Genomic DNA, 20,722 nt, shown 5'->3' with positions numbered 1-20,722 from the left:
CGCCGGGCCCTGTCGGCTTCCGGCCACCCTCACCCCCGCAGCGGCAGCGCCTGTCCCGCGACCACCAGCAGCACCTGCTCGCACTCCGCCGCCACCGCCGCGTTCAGCCGGCCCAGTTCGTCGCGGAAGCGGCGGCCCGAGAGCGTCGCCGGGACCACCCCGCCGCCCACCTCGTTGGTCACCGCGACGACCGTGCGGCCGGTCTCCCGTACCGCGCGCGCCAGTTCGGCCGTCCGCTCGCGCAGCGCCTTCTCACCGCCCGCCGCCCACGCGGTCGAGTCGGCCGACCACGCGTTCGCCCGGTCCATGGCGTCCGTCAGCCACAGCGACAGACAGTCGATCAGCAGCGGCGGCCCGTCCACGCGCAGCAGCGGTACGAGGTCGCACGTCTCCGTCGTACGCCAGGACGCCGGCCGGCGCTCGCGGTGCAGCCGGACCCGCGCGTCCCACTCCGGGTCGCCGTCGCGCCCGCCGCCCGTCGCCACGTACAGCACGTCGGGGAACGCGGCGAGCCGCCGCTCGGCCTCCCAGGACTTCCCGGAACGCGCCCCTCCGGTCACCAGCGTGCGGCGCGGCACCTCCGGTACGGGGTGGTACGCGCCCACCGTCAGCGTCGTCCCGTCCGGCACCGCCCGCGCGCCCGCCGCCGCGAGGCGCCGGTCCAGCTCGGCGCCGGGCGGCACATCGTGGTCCAGATGGACGGCGACGAGATCGGTCGCGGGCCCGATCGCCCCGGCCGCGCGCAGCCGGGCCACCGCGTCGGGCCGCCCGGTGACATCCGCGGCGACCATGTCGTACGCGGCGGTCACGGCCGGCGGCGGAGCGCCCCGGCCATGGCCGTTGGCCCCGGCCGGCACCCCGGCCGGCACCCCGGCGGGCGCGCCGCCCGGCGGCAGGTAGAGCAGCCGCTCGCCGCCGGGCGCCGTCACCTCGTACCCGGTGCCCGGCGCGTCCATCGGCACGGCCCGCACCCGGTGCCCGCCCAGCAGCGTTAGCACCCGGCCGTCCGCCACCCGGCCTGCGGCCGGCAGCCCGGCGGGCAGCTCCACGGCGGGCCCGTCGTGCGGATGGGTGAGCAGCACCTGCCGCACCCCGGCCAGCGAATGCCCGGCGCGGGCGGCGGCGAGCGGCGCCCCCGGGGTCAGGTCCAGCAGCAGGACGCCGTCCACCAGCAGCGAGGTGGCGGCGCGGGCCCGGGTACCGCGGGCGGTCGCGCACGCGGCGCACGGGCAGTCGGGGCGGGGGAGCCCGGCGGGGGCTCCGGTGCCGAGCAGAGTCAGTTCCACGGAGACGATCCTCCCGCGTCACCGCTCACGGTGCGCGCCCGGCTACGCTGCGGGCAGGAAATCGATCAGTTCCGCGGGATCCGGGAGGCGCACATGGCGTGGACGTGGCGGTTCGAGAAGGCCGACGGGACGGAGGTCCCCCCGGCGGTGGAGCCGGAGGAGTTCACCACGCAGGGGGACGCCGAGTCATGGGTCGGTGAGGCGTGGAAGGACCTGCTCGGCGGGGGCGCCGAACAGGTCACGCTCTTCGAGGACGGCAGCAAGATCTACGGCCCGATGAGCCTGCGCGCCGAGGGGGACTGACGGGTCCGGCCCCCGAGAACGGAACGGCGCCCGCGCACTCTCTCGTACGAGGGGTACGCGGGCGCCGTTCCGCGCTCCGGGCCGGCGCCCCGTTTCACATCTCACCGAGTGTCGCCTCGACCGTCTTCGCCGTCCCGGACCGGCTGAACGTCACCTTGACCCGCTGCCCCGGCCGGTCCGCCGCGAGCAGCTCCGAGAGCGATTCGATCGAAGTCACCGCCGCGCCGTCCACCTTCGTGATGATGTCGCCGGACCGGATCCCCGCCCCGGCCGCCGCGCCGCCCGGGACGGTCTCGACGACCGCGACGCCGGACGGCTGGAGGTCGGCGCCCAGGACCGTACGGCCCGTGATGCCCAGGGCGGCCCGGCCCGAGTCGGTGACCCGGCCGTTCTTGATGATCTGGTCGGCGACCGTCCGCACCATGGAGACCGGGATGGCGAAGCCGATCCCGGGCGCCGCGCCGCTGCCCAGCTGGGGGTCGGCCGCCGCGAGGGTCGGGATGCCGATGACCTGCCCGTCCAGATCGACCAGCGCGCCCCCGCTGTTGCCCGGGTTGATGGCGGCCGAGGTCTGCACCATGTTGGGGATCGTGGCGCCCGTACCGCCGCCCGTCGAGCCCTCGCTGACGGTCCGTCCGACGGCCGAGACGATGCCCTGGGTGACGCTGCCGGAGAGCCCCAGCGGTGACCCCATCGCCAGCACGATCTGCCCCACCGCGACCTTCGACGTGTCCCCGAACTTCGCGGCCCGCAGCCCGCTCGGCACGGAGTCGAGCTTGATCACGGCGAGATCCTGCTGCGGATAGCTGGAGACGAGCGTCGCCCGCAGCGGCTGCTCACTGTTGGCCACGGTCACCGTGAACGTCCGCTGCCGGTCCACCACATGGGCGTTGGTGACGATATGGCCCCGCGCGTCGTAGACGATGCCCGAGCCCAGGCTGTCCCCCGACTCGATCTGCACGACCGACGGCAGTACGTCCTTGATCACCGTCTCGTAGGACGTCTGGAGATCGTCGCCCGCGCGCCGCTCGACCCCGGCGGCCTTCGGAACGGCGTGGGACAGCGACGTACCGGAGCCCGGGGCGGCGGAGCCGGAGCAGCCGCCCACCAGTGCGGCCAGACAGGCCGCGGCGGTCAGGGCCGACGGGATCCGGAGCGCGCGGCGGCGAAGAGAAGCAGTCATGCCCGGAGTATCCCGTTTGTCCCCATGGGGTGGCCTGCGGTACGCCGCCGATCAGGGGGTCGGGACGGGCCGGCGCGGAGGCGGGACGTTCAGCGACGCCTAGGGCGTGTTTCGAAAGTCCCGCCTGCCTGGCGACGCCTGGCACGCACGCTCGCCGCGTTGTCGGGATCACCCCAGTACGTCCAGTACTGGGGCGACCCTCCGCCTTGCGATCGCACGCACCAGACGCCGCCAGGCCCGCCCTGCGGGCGGACGGCGCTACTTTCGAAACACGCCCTCGCCCCCGCGCCGCCTCAGCGCGCCGCCGCCAGGAACTGCGTCGCCGCCAGCTCCCCGTACAGCGCGTCCCCCGCCACCAGCTCCTCGTGCGTGCCCACGGCCCGGACCCGCCCCGCGTCCATCACCACGATCCGGTCCGCCAGCGTCACCGTCGACAGCCGGTGCGCCACCACCAGCACGGTGACCTCCTGGGCCACCTCCGCGACCACGTCCCGCAGCGCCATCTCGTTGACCGCGTCCAGCTGTGACGTCGCCTCGTCGAGGAGCAGCAGCCGGGGCCGGCGCAGCAGCGCCCGCGCGATCGCCACCCGCTGCCGCTCGCCGCCCGATAGCTTGGAGCCGCGGTGGCCGACGAGCGTGTCGAGCCCGTCGGGCAGCCGTTCGACCAGCGTGTCGAGCCTGGCGCGTACGAGCACCTGCCGGATCTCGTCGTCGGAGGCGTCCGGCGCGGCGAAGACGAGGTTCTCGCGCAGCGTCCCGGCCAGCACGGGGGAGTCCTGTTCGACATAGCCGATGGCGGCGCGCAGTTCGGCGAGCGGCAGTTCGCGGATGTCCCGCCCGTCGATCAGGATCCGGCCGCCGGCCGGCTCGTAGAACCGCTCCACCAGCCCGAAGACCGTCGTCTTGCCCGCGCCGGACGGGCCGACGAAGGCCGTCATACCGGGGCCGGGCACCTCGAAGGAGACACCGCTGTGGACGTACGGGAGATCGTCGCGGTAGCGGAAGGAGACGTCGTCGAAGACGATCGAAGCGGGTTTACGGGAGGCCTGCGGCCGGGCGTCCGCCGTCCCGGTCTCCAGCGTCCCGGTCTCCAGCGCCTCGGTCTCCAGCCGCTCCGCCTCCACGATCCTGGCCACCGCCGCCGTACCCACCTGGTACTGCGTCACCGCGCCCACCAGACTCGACACCGGGTCGATCAGATAGAACAGGAACAGCAGGAAGGCCACCAGCGTCGACACGGAGATCGCCCCCGACGCCACCCGCGCCCCGCCCACTCCCAGCACCGCCAGGAACGACACCTGCACGGCCAGCCCGACCGAAGCCCCGGCCACCGTCTGCCACTTGGCCGCCGTCACCCCGTGCAGCCAGGCGTCCCGGGCCGCCGTCTCCACCACCGCCGTCTCGCGGTCCTCCGCGCCCGACGCCTTGACCGTACGGAACGCCCCGAAGGCCCGTTCCAGCACCGCGGAGATATGGCCGACCGCCTCCTGGGACCGCTTCGCCGCCCGCGAGATCCTCGGCATCACCAGCGCCACGGCGGCGCCGATCACCACGATCACCCCGAGCGTGACGCCCAGCAGCACCGGATCCATCAGCCCCATCAGGGTGATCGTCGCCAGGAAGGCCAGACTGCCGGTCGCCGCCGAGACGATCGACTGGGTCGTCACCGCGCGCAGCAGGGTGGTGTCCGAGGTGACCCGGGACATCAGATCGCCGGGCTGCGTCCGCTCCACCTCGGGGAGCCGCAGCCGCAGCAGCCGCCCTATCAGGGTGCGCCGGGCGGCCAGCACCACGGACTCGGCGGTCCGCTCCAGCAGATACGAGCCCAGCGCCTGGACCGCCGTACCGAACACCACCAGCCCGGTGAGCAGCAGCAGGACCCCGGTGATCGAGCCGTCGTCGCCGAGCCGGTCGACCAGGGCCTTCGCCGCGAGCGGCTGGGCCAGTCCGGTCGCCGTGCCGATCAGCGCCAGCAGCGCGCCGAGGGCCACCGTCCCGCGGTGCGGCCGGAAGTGCCGGTAGAGGGCCGCCCAGGTCTCCCGGGCGGGCAGCTGAGGTGTCTCCCGCGCGCCGGCCGCGGGCGCGCTTGTCTCGTTCGGGCCGGCGTCGACGCCGACCGCTTCTGTGCCGCTCATTTCAGTGAGGACGCGGAAAAGCGCCCCGCGCCTGACAGAGAACCGGCCCGGTTTCCGGCGATCTCAGCCACGGACTCCGCTTTAACGCTCTCAGCCACGGACTCCGCACAGATGCAGCAGCGCCGCCACCCTGCGGTACGGCTCCAGCCGGCCCGCCCGGTCCTCCGCCGTCAGCAACCGCTCCAGCTCCTCGCCCGTCGGCGGCTCCACGTCTCCCGCGGCGCCGTCCGTGAAGACCCGTACGCCGTACCAGGCGTGCAGCGGCGCGGCGATCCCCGCGAGGGTCGCCGTGAGCGACTCCAGCCGGTCCGCCCGGACCCGCAGGCCCAGCCGGTTGGTGTACGTGGCGGAGTCGAACGCCTCCAGCGCCTGAGGCCAGTCCCCGGCCAGCCCCGGCCGCAGGGACAGCGCGTCACCGTTCCGTACGAGCAGGGACAGCAGTCCGCCCGGCGCCAGCATCCGGGCCAGCCCGGCCAGCATCGCGTCCGGCTCGTTGACGTACATCAGCACGCCGTGGCAGAGCACCACGTCGAAGCTGCCCGGCAGGAAGTGGACCCCGGTCTCCAGGCCGTCGCCCTCGATCAGCCGCACCCGCTCGCGTATGCCCGCGGGCTCGTCGGCGAACGCCGCCTGTGCCGTGGCCAGCATCCCGGGATCGGACTCCAGGCCGGTCACGGTGTGTCCGGCGCGGGCGAGACGCAGGGCCTGGGTGCCCTGACCCATCCCGACGTCGAGCACCCGCAGCCGCTGTCCCACCGGGAAGCGGGCGGCGATCTGCTCGTCGAGCTGGCGCGCGACCAGCTCCTGACGTACGACGTTACGGAGCCCGCCCAGCCCGGCCAGCCAGTTGACCCGGGCCGCCGAGAAGCCGGAGACCTCCGTGCTCAGAGCCGCTCTCCGCGCTTGACCTGCGGCTTCGGCAGCCGCAGTCGGCGCATCTGGAGCGTACGCATCAGGCCGTAGGCCACCGCGCCGCGCTTGGGGGTGTCCGGGAAGCGCTCGGCGAGCTGCTTCTTCAGCCGCAGCCAGATACCGATCGAGTCGATGATGATCAGCACGATCACACCGAGCCACAGCAGCAGCGCGATGTTCTGGAGGGCGCCGACCCGCACCATGCTCAGCACGAGGATCACCACGGCGAGCGGCAGGAAGAACTCGGCGATGGCGAACCGGGAGTCCACGAAGTCGCGGACGAAACGGCGCACCGGGCCCTTGTCGCGGGCCGGCAGATAACGCTCGTCGCCGCTGGCCAGTGCCTCGCGCTGGCGCGCCAGGTCCTCCCGGCGGGCCTCGCGCTGGCGCTTCATGGCCGTCTTGCGGTCGGTCGGCGTCGTCGAGGCGCGCCGTCGTTGCGACTGGGCCTCACTGCGCTTGGGGGTCGGGCGGCCTTTGGGGGCCTGCGGGTCGCGGGGCTGCGTGGAGAGGTCCGCCGTCACCTTGGTGGCGGTGGCCTTCTCTTCCTTGGAGCGGCTTCGGAACACAAAACCCAAGGGTACGGGGTGACGTGGTTCGGCCCCACCCCCGCGGGGAACGATCCCGCAACGTCCTGCGTCTCTTCCGGGAAGAAGACAGGGAAAGCGCGGGTGAAAGATCAGAATTCGCCCGGTATTTCCTGATCGTCCTCCGTGGTCGTCTACTCCCTCCGCCCGAGTCCGGCGGAGGTCACTCGTCCTTGGGGAGGAGCGCATCCGCGCTGGAACAGTGCGGTAATAGAGGCAGGGCCCGTACTGTGGGTTCTGTTGGAGTGCTGTAGTCCGGAGTCCGTCAGAAGGGGGCGCGCGAAGCCCATGAGCGGTGTCATGAAGCGTATGGGGATGATCTTCCGCGCGAAAGCCAACAAGGCCCTTGACCGGGCCGAGGATCCGCGCGAGACCCTCGATTACTCGTACCAGAAGCAGCTGGAGCTGCTTCAGAAGGTGCGCCGGGGCGTCGCCGATGTGGCCACGTCCCGCAAGCGGCTCGAATTGCAGCTGAACCAGTTGCAGGGCCAGTCGTCCAAGCTGGAGGACCAGGGCCGCAAGGCGCTGGCGCTCGGCCGGGAGGATCTGGCGCGTGAGGCGCTGTCTCGCCGTGCCTCGCTCCAGCAGCAGGTCACCGACCTGGAGACACAGCACCAGACGCTCCAGGGCGAGGAGGAGAAGCTGACGCTCGCCGCCCAGCGCCTCCAGGCCAAGGTCGACGCCTTCCGTACGAAGAAGGAGACCATCAAGGCGACCTACACCGCCGCGCAGGCGCAGACCCGGATCGGGGAGGCGTTCTCCGGTATCTCCGAGGAGATGGGCGACGTCGGCCTCGCCATCCAGCGTGCCGAGGACAAGACCGCGCAGCTCCAGGCGCGGGCCGGCGCGATCGACGAACTGCTCGCCTCCGGCGCGCTGGACGACCAGTCCGGCATGGCCAAGGACGACATCGCCGCCGAGCTGGACCGTATCTCCGGCGGCTCGGACGTCGAGCTGGAGCTTCAGCGCATGAAGGCGGAGCTGGCCGGCGGCTCGTCGACCCAGGCGATCGAGGGCGGCACCGGCGGTACGGGCACGCAGGACGCCCAGCCGTCGACCAACAAATTCGACAAGCAGTAGGGGCGCGTCATGATCGTACGGATCATGGGGGAGGGCCAGGTCAGGCTGGCGGACAGCCACTTCGCCGAGCTGGACAAGCTGGACGACGAGCTGCTGGCCGAGGTCAGGGACGGTGACGCGGACGGCTTCCGCCGCACGCTGCACGCGCTCCTGGACAAGGTCCGCGAACTCGGCGAGCCGCTGCCGGACGACTCCCTGGAGCCGTCCGAGCTGATCCTCCCGGCGCCCGGCGCGACGATGGAAGAGGTCCGCGAGATGCTCGACGACGAGGGCCTGATCCCCTCCCCGTAGACACCCGTAGACACCCCGTGGACACCCGCGGCCGAAAGCCCGGGCGGACCCGGACTCCACTCCAGCGACTCCGCGTGCCCCGCACCCACCGGTGCGGGGCACGCGCGCGTCCGGCCCCCATGGGGCACGGGCACACAGGGCACTCGTACGGGGGACGCCCGCGCGGGGGGCGCGTACCGTTGCGAGACGTGACGACTCTCGGAGAGGTGTACGCCCGCTCACGGGACCGGGCGCACGCGCATCCCCTCGCTTCGGACGCCGTGCTGGCGGCCGGGGCGCTCTGCTGCATGATCGTGGGGTCGTTCGCCGACCACGGCGGGCCCGAGGGACCCGTCTTCGGGAACCGTACGCCCGAGCCCTTCGGGGTGCTCCTCATGGTGCTCAGCGCCGCCGTGCTGGTCTTCCGGCGCCGCGCGCCCATGCCCGTACTGCTGGGCACCGCCGGGCTGACCCTGCTCGGGCTGGTCGTCCTCCACCCGCCCGCGCCCGCCGTCATCACCGCCGTCATCGCGCTCTACACCGTCGGCGCGCACACCGACCGCCCCACCACCTGGCGGGTCGGCCTCGCCACCATGACCGTCCTCACGGCGGTCGCGATGGCCGTCAGCAGCGCCCCCTGGTACGCCCAGGAGAATCTGGCGATCTTCGCCTGGGCCGGCATGGCCGGCGCCGCCGGGGACGCCGTCCGCAGCCGCCGCGCCTTTGTCGACGCCATCCGCGAGCGCGCCGAACGCGCCGAACGCACCCGCGAGGAGGAGGCGCGCCGCCGTGTCGCCGAGGAGCGGCTGCGTATCGCCCGTGACCTGCACGATGTCGTCGCCCATCACATCGCCCTGGTCAATGTGCAGGCCGGTGTCGCCTCGCATGTCATGGACCGGCGCCCCGACCAGGCCAAGGAGGCGCTCGCGCACGTACGGGAGGCGAGCCGCTCCGCGCTCAACGAGCTGCGCGCCACCGTCGGTCTGCTCCGCCAGTCCGGCGACCCCACGGCCCCCACCGAGCCCGCCCCCGGACTCGCCCATCTCGACGGGCTCCTCGACACCTTCCGCAACGCGGGCCTGCCCGTGGAGTTCCTGGTCGACGGCCCCGGCCCGCGCCGTGAACTGCCCGCCGCCGTCGATCTCGCCGCGTACCGGATCATCCAGGAGGCGCTGACCAACGTGCGGAAGCACGCGGGTGCGGGTGCGAAGGCCGAGGTCAGCGTCGTACGGATCGGATCCACCGTCGAGATCACCGTGCTCGACAACGGCGGCGACGGTGGCGCGGGCGGGGGTGTGGGTGGCGACCTGAGGACGCCCGCCCCCGACAGCGGCGGCCACGGTCTCATCGGCATGCGCGAGCGCGTCACCGCCCTCGGCGGCACCCTCACCGCCGGACCCCGCTTCGGCGGCGGCTTCCGCACCCAGGCGATACTGCCCGTCGAAGGCCGCGTGGACGACCGCGCGGACCACCGCGCGGACCGCGCGGCACACGGGGGGACCAGATGACGATCAGGGTGCTGCTCGCCGACGACCAGACGCTGCTGCGCAGCGCGTTCCATGTCCTGGTGGACTCCGAGCCCGACATGGAGGTCGTCGGGGAGGCCGCCGACGGCGCCGAGGCCGTCGCCCTCGCCCGCTCCGCCCGCCCGGACGTCGTCCTGATGGACATCCGGATGCCCGGCACGGACGGCCTCGCCGCCACTCGTACGATCAGCGCCGACCCCGACCTCGCCGGTGTACGGGTCGTCATGCTGACGACCTTCGAGGTCGACGAGTACGTGGTGCAGTCGCTGCGCGCCGGCGCCTCCGGCTTCCTCGGCAAGGGCGCCGAACCCGAGGAGCTGCTCAGCGCCATCCGGATCGCGGCGGCGGGCGACGCCCTGCTGTCCCCGGCCGCGACCAAGGGCCTGATCGCGACCTTCCTCGCGCAGGGCGGCGGCGCCACCGCCGAACGCGACCCCGGCGGCCACACCGAGCGGCTGAGCGCGCTGACCGGGCGCGAGCGCGAAGTGCTGGTCCAGGTCGCCGGCGGCCTGTCCAACGACGAGATCGCGGGCCGCCTCCAGGTCAGCCCACTGACCGTAAAGACGCACGTCAACCGGGCCATGGCGAAGCTCGGCGCCCGGGACCGCGCCCAACTCGTCGTCATCGCCTACGAGTCGGGACTGGTACGCCCGAGGGTGGACTGAGCGCACCTGAGCCGTACTCCAGGCGCGGTATGCGGCAGATAAAGAATGGGGACCTGGGGGCGACGGATCCGGCTCGCGGATGGCTGATCGTATAAGCAGCACCGTCCCCATGTGCCGGTCGCTTCCAGAGGCGCAGCGCTCCTCTGCCTGCCGCGTACACCACAGAAGAGAGACCCCAATGTCCTGGCTGTCCAAATTCAGCCTCGCGCAACGGGCCCTGATAGGGCTGATGTCGATCGTCGCGATCGTGTTCGGCGCGATCGCGATACCCCAGCTCAAGCAGCAGCTGCTGCCCTCCATCGAACTGCCGATGGTGTCGGTGCTCGCCCCCTACCAGGGCGCCTCCCCCGATGTGGTCGAGAAGCAGGTCATCGAGCCGCTGGAGAACTCCCTCAAGGCCGTCGACGGCCTTGAGAGCATCACCTCGACGGCCAGCGAGGGCAGCGCCATCATCATGGCCAGCTTCGACTTCGGCGGTGAGAACACCAAGCAGCTCGTCGCCGATGTCCAGCAGGCCGTGAACCGCGCCAGGTCCCAGCTCCCGAGCGAGGTCGACCCGCAGGTCATCGCCGGCTCGACGGACGACATCCCGACCGTCGTCCTCGCCGTCACCTCCGACAAGGACCAGCAGGCGCTCGCCGCACAGCTGGACCGTACGGTCGTCCCCGCGCTCCAGGACATCTCCGGCGTCGGCCAGGTCACCGTCGACGGCGTCCGTGAACTCCAGGTCGCCGTCACCCCGGACGACAGGAAGCTCGCCGCCGCGGGCCTCAACACCATGACGCTCGCCGAGGCGCTCCGGGCCGGCGGCGCCGCACTGCCCGCCGGTTCGTTCACCGAGGACGGCAAGAGCCGTACGGTCCAGGTCGGCGGCGGGTTCACCTCGCTCCAGCAGATCAAGGACCTGCGTATCGCGCCCCCGGCCGGCGCGGGCGCGGGCGGCGCGGGTCAGACCGACGCCCCCAAGGCCGTCCGTCTCGCGGACATCGCCACCGTCGAGCAGCAGCCGGCCCCCGCGACGTCCCTGACCCGGACGAACGGCAAGCCCAGCCTCGCCGTCATGGCCACGATGGACAAGGACGGCAGCGCCGTCGCCATCTCCGACGCCGTCAAGGACAAGCTGCCCGAGCTGCGCAAGGACCTCGGCTCCGGCGCCACCCTCACCGTCGTCAGCGACCAGGGCCCCGCCGTCTCCAAGGCCATCTCCGGGCTCACCACCGAGGGCGCGCTCGGCCTGGTCTTCGCGGTCCTCGTGATCCTGGTCTTCCTGGCCTCGATCCGCTCCACGATCGTCACCGCGGTCTCCATCCCGCTCTCCATCCTGCTGGCGCTGATCGTGCTGTGGACGCGCGACCTGTCGCTCAACATGCTCACCCTCGGCGCGCTGACCATCGCGATCGGCCGCGTCGTGGACGACTCGATCGTCGTCCTGGAGAACATCAAGCGGCACCTCGGCTACGGCGAGGAGCGCGAGGCCGCCATCCTCACCGCCGTCAAGGAGGTCGCGGGCGCGATCACCGCCTCCACCCTGACCACCGTCGCGGTGTTCCTGCCGATCGGTCTCGTCGGCGGCATGGTCGGCGCGCTCTTCGGCTCCTTCTCGCTGACCGTCACGGCGGCGCTGCTCGCCTCGCTGCTCGTCTCGCTGACCGTCGTCCCCGTCCTCTCCTTCTGGTTCCTGCGGGCCCCGGCGGACACGGACGGCGTCGACGCCGAGGAGGCGCGCCGGCTGGCCGAGGAGAAGGAGACGCAGAGCCGTCTCCAGCGCTTCTACGTGCCGGTGCTCCAGTTCGCCACCCGCCGCCGCCTCATGAGCGCCGGTATCGCGGTCGCCGTTCTGCTCGGCACCTTCGGCATGGTGCCCTTCCTGAAGACCAACTTCTTCGACCAGGGCGAGCAGGAAGTCCTCACCATCAAGCAGAAGCTGGAGCCGGGCACCAGCCTGGACGCGGCCGACGCCGCCGCCGGAAAGGTCGAGGAGGTCCTCAAGACCGTCCCGGCCATCAAGGACTACCAGGTCACCATCGGCTCCTCCGGCTTCATGGCGGCCTTCGGCGGCGGTACGGGCGCCAACCAGGCGTCGTACCAGATCACCCTGAAGGACGCCAAGGACTACGAGTCCGCCCAGCACGAGATCGAGAAGAAGCTGGCCGGTCTCGACGGCATCGGCGACACCACCATCGCCGCCGGTGACGGCTTCGGCAGCCAGGACCTCAGCGTCGTCGTCAAGGCGTCCGACCCGGACACCCTGCGCGAGGCCGCCGACCAGGTCCAGGCCGCCGTGAAGAAGCTCGACGACGTCACCGACGTCCAGAGCGACCTGTCGCAGTCCGTCCCGCGTATCTCCGTCACGGCCAACTCCAAGGCCGCGGACGCCGGATTCAACGACGCCACCCTCGGCGCGGCCGTCGGCCAGGCCGTACGCGGCACCACCGCCGCCCGCGCGATGCTGGACGACACCGAGCGCAATGTCGTCATCACCTCCGCCGAGCCGGCCACCACCATGGCCGAGCTGAAGGCCCTGCCGCTCGGCCCCGTGAAGCTCGGCCAGATCGCCGATGTGGAGCTGGTCCCCGGACCCGTCTCCATGACCCGGATCGACGGTGCCCGCGCAGCCACCATCACGGCCCGGCCGACCAGCGACAACACCGGCGCGGTCTCCACCGCGCTGGCCTCGAAGATCGACTCGCTGAAGCTCCCGGACGGCGCGAGCGCCTCCATCGGCGGTGTCTCCGAGGACCAGAACGACGCCTTCGTGAAGCTCGGCCTCGCCATGCTGGCCGCCATCGCGATCGTCTTCATGCTCCTCGTCGCCACCTTCCGCTCGCTGATCCAGCCGCTGATCCTGCTCGTCTCGGTCCCGTTCGCGGCGACCGGCGCGATCGGACTGCTGCTGATCACGGGCACCGCGATGGGCGTCCCGGCGATGATCGGCATGCTGATGCTCATCGGCATCGTCGTGACCAACGCGATCGTGCTGATCGACCTGATCAACCAGTACCGGGCCCAGGGCTTCGGCATCGTCGAAGCCGTCATCGAGGGCGGCCGGCACCGGCTGCGCCCGATCCTGATGACCGCCCTGGCCACCATCTGCGCGCTGGTGCCGATGGCCCTCGGCGTCACCGGTGAGGGCGGCTTCATCGGCCAGCCCCTGGCGGTGGTCGTCATCGGCGGCCTCACGACCTCCACGGTCCTGACGCTGCTGCTCGTACCGACGCTCTACGCGATGGTCGAACTCCGCAAGGAGCGCCGCGCCGACAAGAAGGCCGCGAAGCGCGCCGCCAAGGAGACCCCGGCCGCCGGGGCCCCCGCGACGGAGCCGGACCAGGAGCCGGTCAACGCGTAACCGCCACCCGGCGGAAGCGGAAGCGGAGGCCGAAGGCTGAGCCGAAGCCGAAGCGGAAGCCGAACGCCCCGGTACGGACCGAAAGCGAGGTCCGTACCGGGGCGTTGGCGTGGAGCGGGGGCTCAGCGCCCCAGGCGGCCGCGTACCGCGCCCATCAGCGCGTCGAGTTCCGGCAGCCGCATCAGCCGGGCGAGCCCCAGGAAGACCACCGCCAGTACCGCCCCGCCCGCCGCCAGCGCCACGGCCGAACCCCCGGCGCCGTCGCCCAGCTCGCCGGTCACCGCGCGGGCCGCGCTCCAGGCGGCGAAGGCCGCGGGCGCCGACGCCACGATCAGCCGTACATACGTACGTACGACGCGCGAGCCGTCCAGATCCCCGCCCAGCCGCTTGCGCAGCCGCCGCCAGGCGACCCCGACCCCGACCGCGAAGGCCAGACCGTACGAGGCGGCCATCCCGGCGACGGCCCAGCGCGCCGGCAGGAGGACGAAGCACAGGGCGGAGGCGGACGCGTTGACCACGGCGACGATCACCGTGTTGTAGAAGGGCGTGCGGGTGTCCTCGTACGCGTAGAAACCGCGCAGCACCACGTACTGCACCGAGTACGGAACGAGCCCGAGGCCGAAGGCCATCAGGACGTACCCGATCCCCCGCGCCCCCTCCGCGCCGGACCCCGCGTACAGCAGCGTCGCCATCGGTACGCCCAGCGCCAGGAAGGCGAACGCGCACGGCACGATGGCGACGGCGGAGGTCCGCAGCCCGGACGAGATGTCGTCCCGTATGGCCGCCGTGTCGTCGTCGTGGGCGGCGCGCGAGATCCGGGGCAGTACGGCGGTCATCACCGACACGGTGATGATGGCCTGCGGCATCTGCCAGAGCAGCAGCGCGTAGTTGTATGCCGTGATCCCCGACCCCGGGTAACCGGCCCGCTCGGCCAGCGAGCCCGCCTCGGTGGCCAGTTGGGTGACCACCACCAGACCGGCCTGGTTGGCCAGCACAAAGGCCAGCGTCCACTTCGCCAGCCCCATGGCCTTGCCGAGCCCGTGCCCCCGGAAGTCGAAGCGCGGCCGGAGCCGGAAACCGGCACCGCGCAGATACGGCAGCATCGCCAGCGCCTGCACGGCGAGCCCGAGCAGTGTGCCGAGCCCGAGCAGCCGCACGGCCCCGGGGGTGACGGTCGAGGGGCCGACGCCGGACTCGGTGAAGGCGCCGAAGGCCCAGATGAATCCGGCGAACGTGGCGATCGTCACGAGGTTGTTGAGGACCGGGGTCCACATCATCGCGCCGAACCGGCCCCGGGCGTTCAGGATCTGCCCGAGCACCACATGCGCGCCCATGAAGAACATGGTGGGCAGGCAGTACCGCGCGAAGGTCACCGTGATGGCCATGCGCTCCGGATCGGAGGCGATGTCCGGCGACATCATCCGCACGAGCAGCGGGGCCGCCAGCACCCCGAGCGCCGTGACCACCGCCAGCCCGGTGATGACCAGCGTGAAGAGCCGGTTGGCGTACGCCTCGCCCCCGTCGTCGTCCCGCTTCATGGCCCGTACGAGCTGCGGCACGAACACGGCGTTGAGCGCGCCGCCGCCGACCAGCACGTAGATCATGGTGGGCAGGACATTGGCGACCTGGTACGAGTCGTTGAGCGCGCCGACACCGATGGCGGTGGCCATCACGAGGGTGCGCAGGAACCCGGTGATACGGGAGACGATCGTGCCGGCGGCCATGAGGGCGCTGGACTTCAGGAGGCTGGAGGATCCTTTGCCGGCGCTGTCGGAGCGTAAGGCCCCGCCCGGTTGCGCGCTGTTCTGATCGTGGGCCGTGCTGGCCGTGCTGGCCGTGCCGGCTGCGCCGGGTGTGCTGGACGTGCTCATTTCCTGCCTCGCTCGCTCGCTCACGCGTGATCGTTTGTGCCGACACACCATGCCATTGAGTGAGCGGGTACGAGACCGCGTGCGGGTGCGTACGGCGGCGGGGCAGGACGGCCCGTCAGCGTATCTTCGCCGCCCAGTCGGCCACGGTGGTGACCTCCGCCTGCTGCGGGAACACCTTCTCCGTCAGCACCCGGTGCACCTCCGGGTCGGCGTCGAGGCAGCCGTCGGACAGGACGGTGAGACCGAAGTCGAGGTCCGCCGCCTGGCGCAGGGTCGACAGCACAACACCGCTCGTGGCGATACCGGTGAGGACGAGGTGGTCGATCCCGCCCGCCCGCAGCACCATGTCCAGATCGCTCCCGGCGAAGGCGCTGACGCGGCGCTTGGTGACGACGGTCTCGCCGGGTTCGGGCGCGATGTCGGGATGGATCGCGGTGGCCCGTTCGGCGGCGGCGGTGGCGGTGGCGTCGGCACCGGCCGGGGCCCCGGCGCGCAGGAGGCCGCCGAACATCCGGTTGCGGGCGCTGACCTCCGGATACCCGGGGCGGAACCCGACGACGGCGTGGATCACGGGAACACCGCCCGCCCGCGCGGCGTCGACGGCCTCGCGCAGGCGCGGGAGGTAGGCGGGATCGGGGTAGCGGTCGACGACGGCGCGCTGGACATCCATGACGAGGAGAGCGTGCTGGGCCACGGTCATTCCTTCCGTACGGCGGTACGGCCGTACCGCGAGAAGAACAAGTCAACAGTTGATTACTTGTTGCTTGGTAACGTAACCGTGCTTCAGAGCTAAGTCAACGAGTGATTACTTAGGGGTCGGCGTGGCAACGGGAGAGACCCGCGAGGGGGACGAGACCGGGGCACCCCGGCGACGGGACGCGGCGGCGACCCGCCAGGCGCTCCTGGAAGCCGCGCACAGCCGCTTCATCCGCCTCGGGTACGAGCGCACGACACTCCGGGACGTCGCGGGCGACGTCGGGGTCAACCTGGCGCTCATCAAGCGGTACTTCGACTCGAAAGAGGGCCTGTTCAAGGCGGCGCTGACCTCCACGCCCCGGTTCCTGGGGCGGGAGGGCGACTTCCCCGAGGGCCGCGAGGCCCTCGCGGGCGCGCTCAGCCGCCAGCTGTCGGCCGACGCCTGGCCCGAGTTCGGCGAGCACCCGGTCCTGATGCTGCTGCGCCCCTCCGGCGACGAGCAGACCGACGCCCTGCGCAGACGGGCGCTGGAGGACTTCAGCCGTCGCGTACGGGAGGCGTCCTCGTCTCCGGCCGGCCCGGCGGGGGAGGAGGACACCGAACGCCTGCTGAGGGCTCAGCTCCTGGTCGCGCTGGGCGTCGGCGTCGCCGTCGTACGCTCCTCCGTCGGCCTCCAGCCCCTGCGCGACGCGACCCCCGACGACCTGCTCGCCCCACTCCAGGACATCGTGAACGCGCTACTGCCGCCCCAGCCCCCGCCCCCGTCCCAGCCCTGATCGGCTCATCGCTCGCGCAGGGTACGGAAGAACGCGGTGAGGTCGCCGGCCAGCAGCGCGGGCTCCTCGTGCGCGGCGAAGTGCCCGCCGCGCGCCATCCGCGTGTACCGCGTGACGTTGTACGTACGCTCGGCCCAACTGCGGGGCGGCTGCGTGAGATCGGCCGGGAACAGGGCCACGGCCGTGGGCACGGTCACGCGCTCCACCCGCCGGGTCAGCCCCCGGCCGTACTCGTAGTACGGCCGGAACGAGGTCGAGATGGTCCCGGTGAACCAGTAGAGCGACGCCTGCGTCAGAAGGAAGTCGTCGCTGAAGCGCGACGACAGATCGCCCCCGCAGTCGCTCCACGCCCGGTACTTCTCGACGATCCAGGCGAGCAGCCCGGTCGGTGAGTCGGCCAGCCCGTAGCTCAACGTCAGCGGACGGGTGCTCTGTTCGTGCATGTATCCGCCCTCCTCGGCCGACCACGCCGCCACGGAATCGAGGTACGCCCGCTCCTCGGGCGTCACACCGGCGGCGTCGTACGCGACCGGCTGGGCGACCGCCATCAGGTGGATGCCCACCAGGGCCTCGGGGTGGGCCTCGGCCAGCCGCGAGGTGATCCCGGCGCCGAGGTCGCCGCCGTGGGCCGCGTAGCGCGCGAAACCGAGTTCGTCGCGCATGAGCCGGTGCCAGATCTCGTGGGTCTGGGGCGGCTCCGAGAGCGAGGGCCGCTGAGGCGAGAAGGCGAACCCGGGCAGCGAGGGGACGATGACGGTGAACGCGTCGACGGCGTCACCCCCGTACCGCGACGGTGTGGCCAACCGGTCGGCGAGGGCCGTCAGTTCGAGGAAGGAGCTGGGCCACCCGTTGGTCAGGACGATGGGCAGGGCGCCGGGGTGTTCCCCGTCGAAACGCAGGTAGTGGACGGGCGTTCCGTCGATGTCCGCGAAGCGGGACGGGAGCGCGTTGATGGCGGCCTCCTGGGCGCGCCAGTCGTAGCCGGAGGCCCAGCGGTCTACGAGACGACGCAGCTCACCGGGGTCGGTGCCGGCGTCCCACTCCCCGGCGCCCCGTCCGCCGGAGGGCCAGGGCGCCGGCCACCGGGTGGCGAGCAGCCGGGAGCGCAGCTCGCTCAGCTCGGCGTCGCTGACGGCGATCAGGGGCGGGGATGACGCGGCGGGCGCCGCGTAGGTCCGGTGGGTCACGGGATGCTCGCAGATTCTGTTGGGGCGGAGGCGGCTCACACGCCGGACGGCGATGCGGCACTCTTGAACCGCTCTGTCCGATCTGTCGGTTGAGGGAAGGGATTTCCCCATGGGTGATCATCGCAAGCCGGAACCGGATGTGGGCGAGGCGAAGCCGCCGCCCGGAAACCCCGAACTCCGGCACCGGCTCGATCGCGCCCTGGAAGCTGAGCGCGGTTGGCCGGCCGACTCGCCATGGGTTCGCAGGGCAGTTGAGGATCTGCCGAGGCACCTCTTCGCCCCGGACCGGGTATGGGTCTGGGACGGCTCCACCTATGTTCCGGTGGACCGTACGGCGGATCCCGGACGCTGGGCCGAACTCGTCTATCCGCAGCCGGACGAGGCCACGGTCACACAGGTCACGGACGGGCTGGCCACCTCCAGCCTGTCCTGTCAGGCCGTCGTGGTGGACATGCTCGACTCGCTGATGCCCGAGCCGGGCCACCGCGTACTGGAACTGGGCACCGGGGCCGGCTGGAACGCCGCTCTGCTGGCGGCCCGGGCCGGTCCCGGGCGGGTCACCAGCGTGGAGGTCGACCCCGGGCTCGCGGAGGCGGCGCGAGCGCGTCTTGGCGCGGCAGGGGCAGAGGTGAACGTGGTCACCGGCGACGGCGCCCACGGCTGGGCCGAGAGCGCGCCGTTCGACCGCCTTATCGCGACGTACGCGGTCGACGAGGTGCCGTGGGCATGGGTGGAGCAGACCCGGCCCGGCGGCCGGATCGTCACTCCCTGGGGCCGGCTCGGGCATGTGGCGCTCACGGTGGCGGACGATGGCCGTTCGGCCAGCGGCTGGATGCAGGGACTGGCGACGTTCATGCCGAGTCGCGGCACCGGCCAGGGCCTGCCCTGGGACCGGATTCGTGGCACCGTCCCGGCCGGGACGGCGGGCCCTTTCCAGCAACCCCTGCGACGCCTGCACGACGAGGTGAGCCTGCTGTTCGCCCTGCGCGTCGTGCTCCCTGACGTCCGGATCACCACGCGGGCGTACGACGACGGTGTGAGCGCCTGGCTGCACGACGGCCGTGCGTCGTGGGCCACCCTCGACGCGCGGGCGGGAGACCCGGCCGTGGCGTGCCAGGGCGGCCCCCGTCGCCTGGCCGATGAGACCAGCCGGACGATGGAGAAATGGCTGACCGCCGGGGAGCCGAGCCTCTACGACTTCGGCATGACCCGCACCCCTGACCAGCAGTTCATCTGGACCGGCGACAAGGACACCGGCCCCCGCTGGACAGCCGCCTCGGGTCAGTGCGAAGCCGAGTGGGGTGGGTCGGTGGCGGGGATTGCGGGGTGATGGGGCCGCCCCTCCTGGTGTGAGTGTCGCGTCTCCGTGTCAGGTGTAAAGGGCGCTCCTTCGTCGCGTCGCTGCGCGATGGGCTGCGCCCACCCTTGACACCTGACACGGAGCCGCAAGTGCAGGTGCGGGAGGGGCGGCCGGGTGGGAGGGGGTTGCCCGGGGGGCCCGCTGTCCTGCCACTCGGCTCAGGGGCCGGCGGCCCGGTGGGCCCTGCGGGGCACGCGGCAGAGGAGTGGGGCGGCCCGACACCGGCTCAGCGGCCGACCGTCTGCTGTTGGTCGCGACTCATGCCCCGCTGGTCGCCGTGGGGTGGGGGAGGGACTGGTGGGACTCGTGTGGCGGCAAGTGGGCTCCCGAAGGGAGGCTTTGCGTTGAGGAGGGCGTCTTATGCACCTCAGGACACATGTGCTGCCGCCAAGCCTCCGGGGCAAGCCATCGCGTCAGCGCCGGACTCGGCGACCGTCCGTGTCCGTGTCGGCGGCACGGTTCCGCAGCCATGCCGCCTCTGTGGTGGTGAGATACGGGTCGGCCAGCTTGACGTCGATCGCCTCCTGAACCCGTGGGGTGGGATCCGTCCCGCAGCCGCCCCGGATGGCTCGTAGCAGCAGGCCCCGCCCCAGACGCGCGGCGAGCCCGGGGACATCTGCGCTGCCGACGGTCACCATGGTCATCGCCACATCGGCAGCGGGATCACCGGCGCCCGCATTGCTCCAGTCGATCACCACCGGGCCGCGCCCGGTCAGAATGATGTTGCCCGGATGCAAGTCCAAGTGCAGCACCCGGTCATCATCTGCGGTGCCGAACCGCTTGGGCAGCCACGCCGGTGCCGGCACCTCATGAAGTCGATCGTGGAGGCCACCCAGCACGCGACCGAGGTCACGCACCCGCCACGGGCGCTGGGCCAGCAGTTCCAGCAGCGTCGGTCCGGTCAGCCGCTCAAGAACCATGTCGGTATCGGTGACCTCGTACACCTTCGGCACCGGATACCCGCACGCAGTCAGGTGAGTCATCAAGCGCGATTCCAGATGCGTTGGCCGCCCCTCGTGCCGATACCGTCGCAGCACCCTGGACGCATCCAGAGCAAACACATCAGCGTCCCGCCCCCGTGCGATCAACTCCATGCCGAGCAGTCTGTCTTGGCGCCCGTTACCTGCCAACAGGGTTGCCTGTTAAGGCACATGTGTCCTCAGGTGCGTTAGCGGCACTCCCGGACGCATGGGCGGCCTTCAGCGCCCCACTTGCCGCCACACGAGTCCCACCAGCCCCTCCTCCCACCCCACGGCGCCCAGCGGGTCATGAGTCGCAACCAGCGACGGACGGTCTGCCGCTGAGCCGGGGCCGAGTCGCCCCCACTCCTCTGCCGCGTCGCCCCGCAGGGCCCACCGGCCCGCCGGACCCTGAACCGGCCAGAAGAGCGGCGCACCCCCCGGGCAACCCCCTCCCACCCGGCCGCCCCTCCCGATAAGCCGCACTTGCGACTCCGGGGCAGGTGTCAAGGGTGCAGCGAAGCGGAATCGGCGCAGCCGACGCGACGAAGGAGCGCCCTTTACTCCTGACCTGGAGACG

17 protein-coding genes are annotated in these 20,722 nt (G+C 72.0%); 8 read left to right on the top strand and 9 right to left on the bottom strand.

Going from position 1 to position 20,722, the window contains the following annotated elements; translation table 11 throughout:
• Positions 1–29 precede the first annotated feature (29 nt).
• Complete coding sequence (locus DVK44_RS06805; protein WP_114658818.1) at positions 30–1,286, bottom strand: bifunctional adenosylcobinamide kinase/adenosylcobinamide-phosphate guanylyltransferase; 1,257 nt, start codon at positions 1,284–1,286, stop codon at positions 30–32.
• Positions 1,287–1,379: 93 nt separating this feature from the next.
• Here DVK44_RS06805 and DVK44_RS06800 point away from each other — a divergent pair, with 93 nt between their 5' ends.
• On the top strand, positions 1,380–1,589 hold the full coding sequence (locus tag DVK44_RS06800) for a hypothetical protein (RefSeq protein WP_114658817.1): 210 nt from the start codon (positions 1,380–1,382) through the stop codon (positions 1,587–1,589).
• 94 nt (positions 1,590–1,683) lie between these two features.
• Here DVK44_RS06800 and DVK44_RS06795 read toward each other — a convergent pair whose 3' ends face one another.
• The 4 genes from DVK44_RS06795 to DVK44_RS06780 all read right to left on the bottom strand — a co-directional run bounded on the left by DVK44_RS06795 (position 1,684) and on the right by DVK44_RS06780 (position 6,388).
• Entirely contained in the window at positions 1,684–2,772 is a 1,089-nt protein-coding gene (locus tag DVK44_RS06795) for a S1C family serine protease (RefSeq protein WP_114658816.1), read from the bottom strand.
• 293 nt (positions 2,773–3,065) lie between these two features.
• Entirely contained in the window at positions 3,066–4,907 is a 1,842-nt protein-coding gene (locus DVK44_RS06790; RefSeq protein ID WP_114658815.1) for an ABC transporter ATP-binding protein, read from the bottom strand.
• Between the two features lie 90 nt (positions 4,908–4,997).
• Positions 4,998–5,741, bottom strand: coding sequence for a class I SAM-dependent methyltransferase (locus DVK44_RS06785; RefSeq protein WP_408055389.1), 744 nt, complete (start codon positions 5,739–5,741; stop codon positions 4,998–5,000).
• A gap of 50 nt (positions 5,742–5,791) precedes the next feature.
• Positions 5,792–6,388, bottom strand: coding sequence for a DUF3043 domain-containing protein (locus DVK44_RS06780; protein WP_114658814.1), 597 nt, complete (start codon positions 6,386–6,388; stop codon positions 5,792–5,794).
• Positions 6,389–6,694: 306 nt separating this feature from the next.
• Here DVK44_RS06780 and DVK44_RS06775 point away from each other — a divergent pair, with 306 nt between their 5' ends.
• The 5 genes from DVK44_RS06775 (at position 6,695) to DVK44_RS06755 (ending at position 13,293) form a co-directional block, all read left to right on the top strand.
• Positions 6,695–7,486, top strand: coding sequence for a PspA/IM30 family protein (locus DVK44_RS06775; RefSeq protein ID WP_181957416.1), 792 nt, complete (start codon positions 6,695–6,697; stop codon positions 7,484–7,486).
• Between the two features lie 9 nt (positions 7,487–7,495).
• A complete protein-coding gene (gene pspAA / locus DVK44_RS06770) occupies positions 7,496–7,777 on the top strand; it encodes a PspA-associated protein PspAA (RefSeq protein ID WP_114658813.1) in 282 nt (93 codons plus the stop codon).
• Positions 7,778–7,965: 188 nt separating this feature from the next.
• The gene (locus tag DVK44_RS06765; protein ID WP_181957415.1) at positions 7,966–9,264 is read left to right on the top strand and encodes a sensor histidine kinase; all 1,299 of its coding nucleotides are present in this window, start codon (positions 7,966–7,968) and stop codon (positions 9,262–9,264) included.
• Positions 9,261–9,947 (top strand): response regulator, encoded by a 687-nt coding sequence (locus DVK44_RS06760; protein ID WP_114658811.1) that lies wholly within the window; start codon positions 9,261–9,263, stop codon positions 9,945–9,947. Before DVK44_RS06765 ends, DVK44_RS06760 begins: the two co-directional genes overlap by 4 nt.
• Positions 9,948–10,125: 178 nt before the next feature.
• A complete protein-coding gene (locus DVK44_RS06755; RefSeq protein WP_114658810.1) occupies positions 10,126–13,293 on the top strand; it encodes an efflux RND transporter permease subunit in 3,168 nt (1,055 codons plus the stop codon).
• A 122-nt stretch (positions 13,294–13,415) separates the two neighbouring features.
• On the opposite strand, the gene murJ is transcribed toward DVK44_RS06755, so the two are convergent.
• Together murJ and DVK44_RS06745 are read right to left on the bottom strand one after the other, a co-directional pair.
• Complete coding sequence (gene murJ / locus DVK44_RS06750; protein WP_408055294.1) at positions 13,416–15,215, bottom strand: murein biosynthesis integral membrane protein MurJ; 1,800 nt, start codon at positions 15,213–15,215, stop codon at positions 13,416–13,418.
• A gap of 64 nt (positions 15,216–15,279) precedes the next feature.
• Positions 15,280–15,858, bottom strand: coding sequence for a cysteine hydrolase family protein (locus tag DVK44_RS06745; RefSeq protein WP_181957414.1), 579 nt, complete (start codon positions 15,856–15,858; stop codon positions 15,280–15,282).
• A 127-nt stretch (positions 15,859–15,985) separates the two neighbouring features.
• On the opposite strand from DVK44_RS06745, the gene DVK44_RS06740 reads away from it, so the two are divergent.
• On the top strand, positions 15,986–16,636 hold the full coding sequence (locus tag DVK44_RS06740) for a TetR/AcrR family transcriptional regulator (protein WP_114658807.1): 651 nt from the start codon (positions 15,986–15,988) through the stop codon (positions 16,634–16,636).
• A 5-nt stretch (positions 16,637–16,641) separates the two neighbouring features.
• On the opposite strand, the gene DVK44_RS06735 is transcribed toward DVK44_RS06740, so the two are convergent.
• Positions 16,642–17,823, bottom strand: a complete 1,182-nt coding sequence (locus DVK44_RS06735; RefSeq protein ID WP_228447017.1) for an epoxide hydrolase family protein — start codon at positions 17,821–17,823, stop codon at positions 16,642–16,644.
• Between the two features lie 109 nt (positions 17,824–17,932).
• Between DVK44_RS06735 and DVK44_RS06730 the strand changes: the two genes are divergently transcribed.
• Complete coding sequence (locus DVK44_RS06730; RefSeq protein WP_114658806.1) at positions 17,933–19,153, top strand: methyltransferase domain-containing protein; 1,221 nt, start codon at positions 17,933–17,935, stop codon at positions 19,151–19,153.
• 443 nt (positions 19,154–19,596) lie between these two features.
• Here DVK44_RS06730 and DVK44_RS06725 read toward each other — a convergent pair whose 3' ends face one another.
• Positions 19,597–20,277: a phosphotransferase gene (locus tag DVK44_RS06725; RefSeq protein ID WP_114658805.1), complete on the bottom strand. Its 681-nt coding sequence runs from the start codon at positions 20,275–20,277 to the stop codon at positions 19,597–19,599.
• Between the last annotated feature and the right edge of the window lie 445 nt (positions 20,278–20,722).

The sequence above is a fragment of the Streptomyces paludis genome (genome assembly GCF_003344965.1).
GTDB lineage: Bacteria > Actinomycetota > Actinomycetes > Streptomycetales > Streptomycetaceae > Streptomyces > Streptomyces paludis.
Note: the sequence above shows the minus strand (reverse complement) of the source record. Positions and strands in the feature narration are given on the sequence as shown.

Excerpts from the sequence above, each read along its gene's own strand:
- pspAA (WP_114658813.1), top strand. The coding sequence starts at position 7,496 with ATGATCGTACGGATCATGGGGGAGGGCCAGGTCAGGCTGGCGGACAGC.
- DVK44_RS06775 (WP_181957416.1), top strand. The coding sequence starts at position 6,695 with ATGAGCGGTGTCATGAAGCGTATGGGGATGATCTTCCGCGCGAAAGCC.
- DVK44_RS06755 (WP_114658810.1), top strand. The coding sequence starts at position 10,126 with ATGTCCTGGCTGTCCAAATTCAGCCTCGCGCAACGGGCCCTGATAGGG.
- DVK44_RS06800 (WP_114658817.1), top strand. The coding sequence starts at position 1,380 with ATGGCGTGGACGTGGCGGTTCGAGAAGGCCGACGGGACGGAGGTCCCC.
- murJ (WP_408055294.1), bottom strand. The coding sequence starts at position 15,215 with ATGGTGTGTCGGCACAAACGATCACGCGTGAGCGAGCGAGCGAGGCAG.
- DVK44_RS06725 (WP_114658805.1), bottom strand. The coding sequence starts at position 20,277 with ATGGAGTTGATCGCACGGGGGCGGGACGCTGATGTGTTTGCTCTGGAT.
- DVK44_RS06730 (WP_114658806.1), top strand. The coding sequence starts at position 17,933 with ATGGGTGATCATCGCAAGCCGGAACCGGATGTGGGCGAGGCGAAGCCG.
- DVK44_RS06760 (WP_114658811.1), top strand. The coding sequence starts at position 9,261 with ATGACGATCAGGGTGCTGCTCGCCGACGACCAGACGCTGCTGCGCAGC.
- DVK44_RS06790 (WP_114658815.1), bottom strand. The coding sequence starts at position 4,907 with ATGAGCGGCACAGAAGCGGTCGGCGTCGACGCCGGCCCGAACGAGACA.
- DVK44_RS06795 (WP_114658816.1), bottom strand. The coding sequence starts at position 2,772 with ATGACTGCTTCTCTTCGCCGCCGCGCGCTCCGGATCCCGTCGGCCCTG.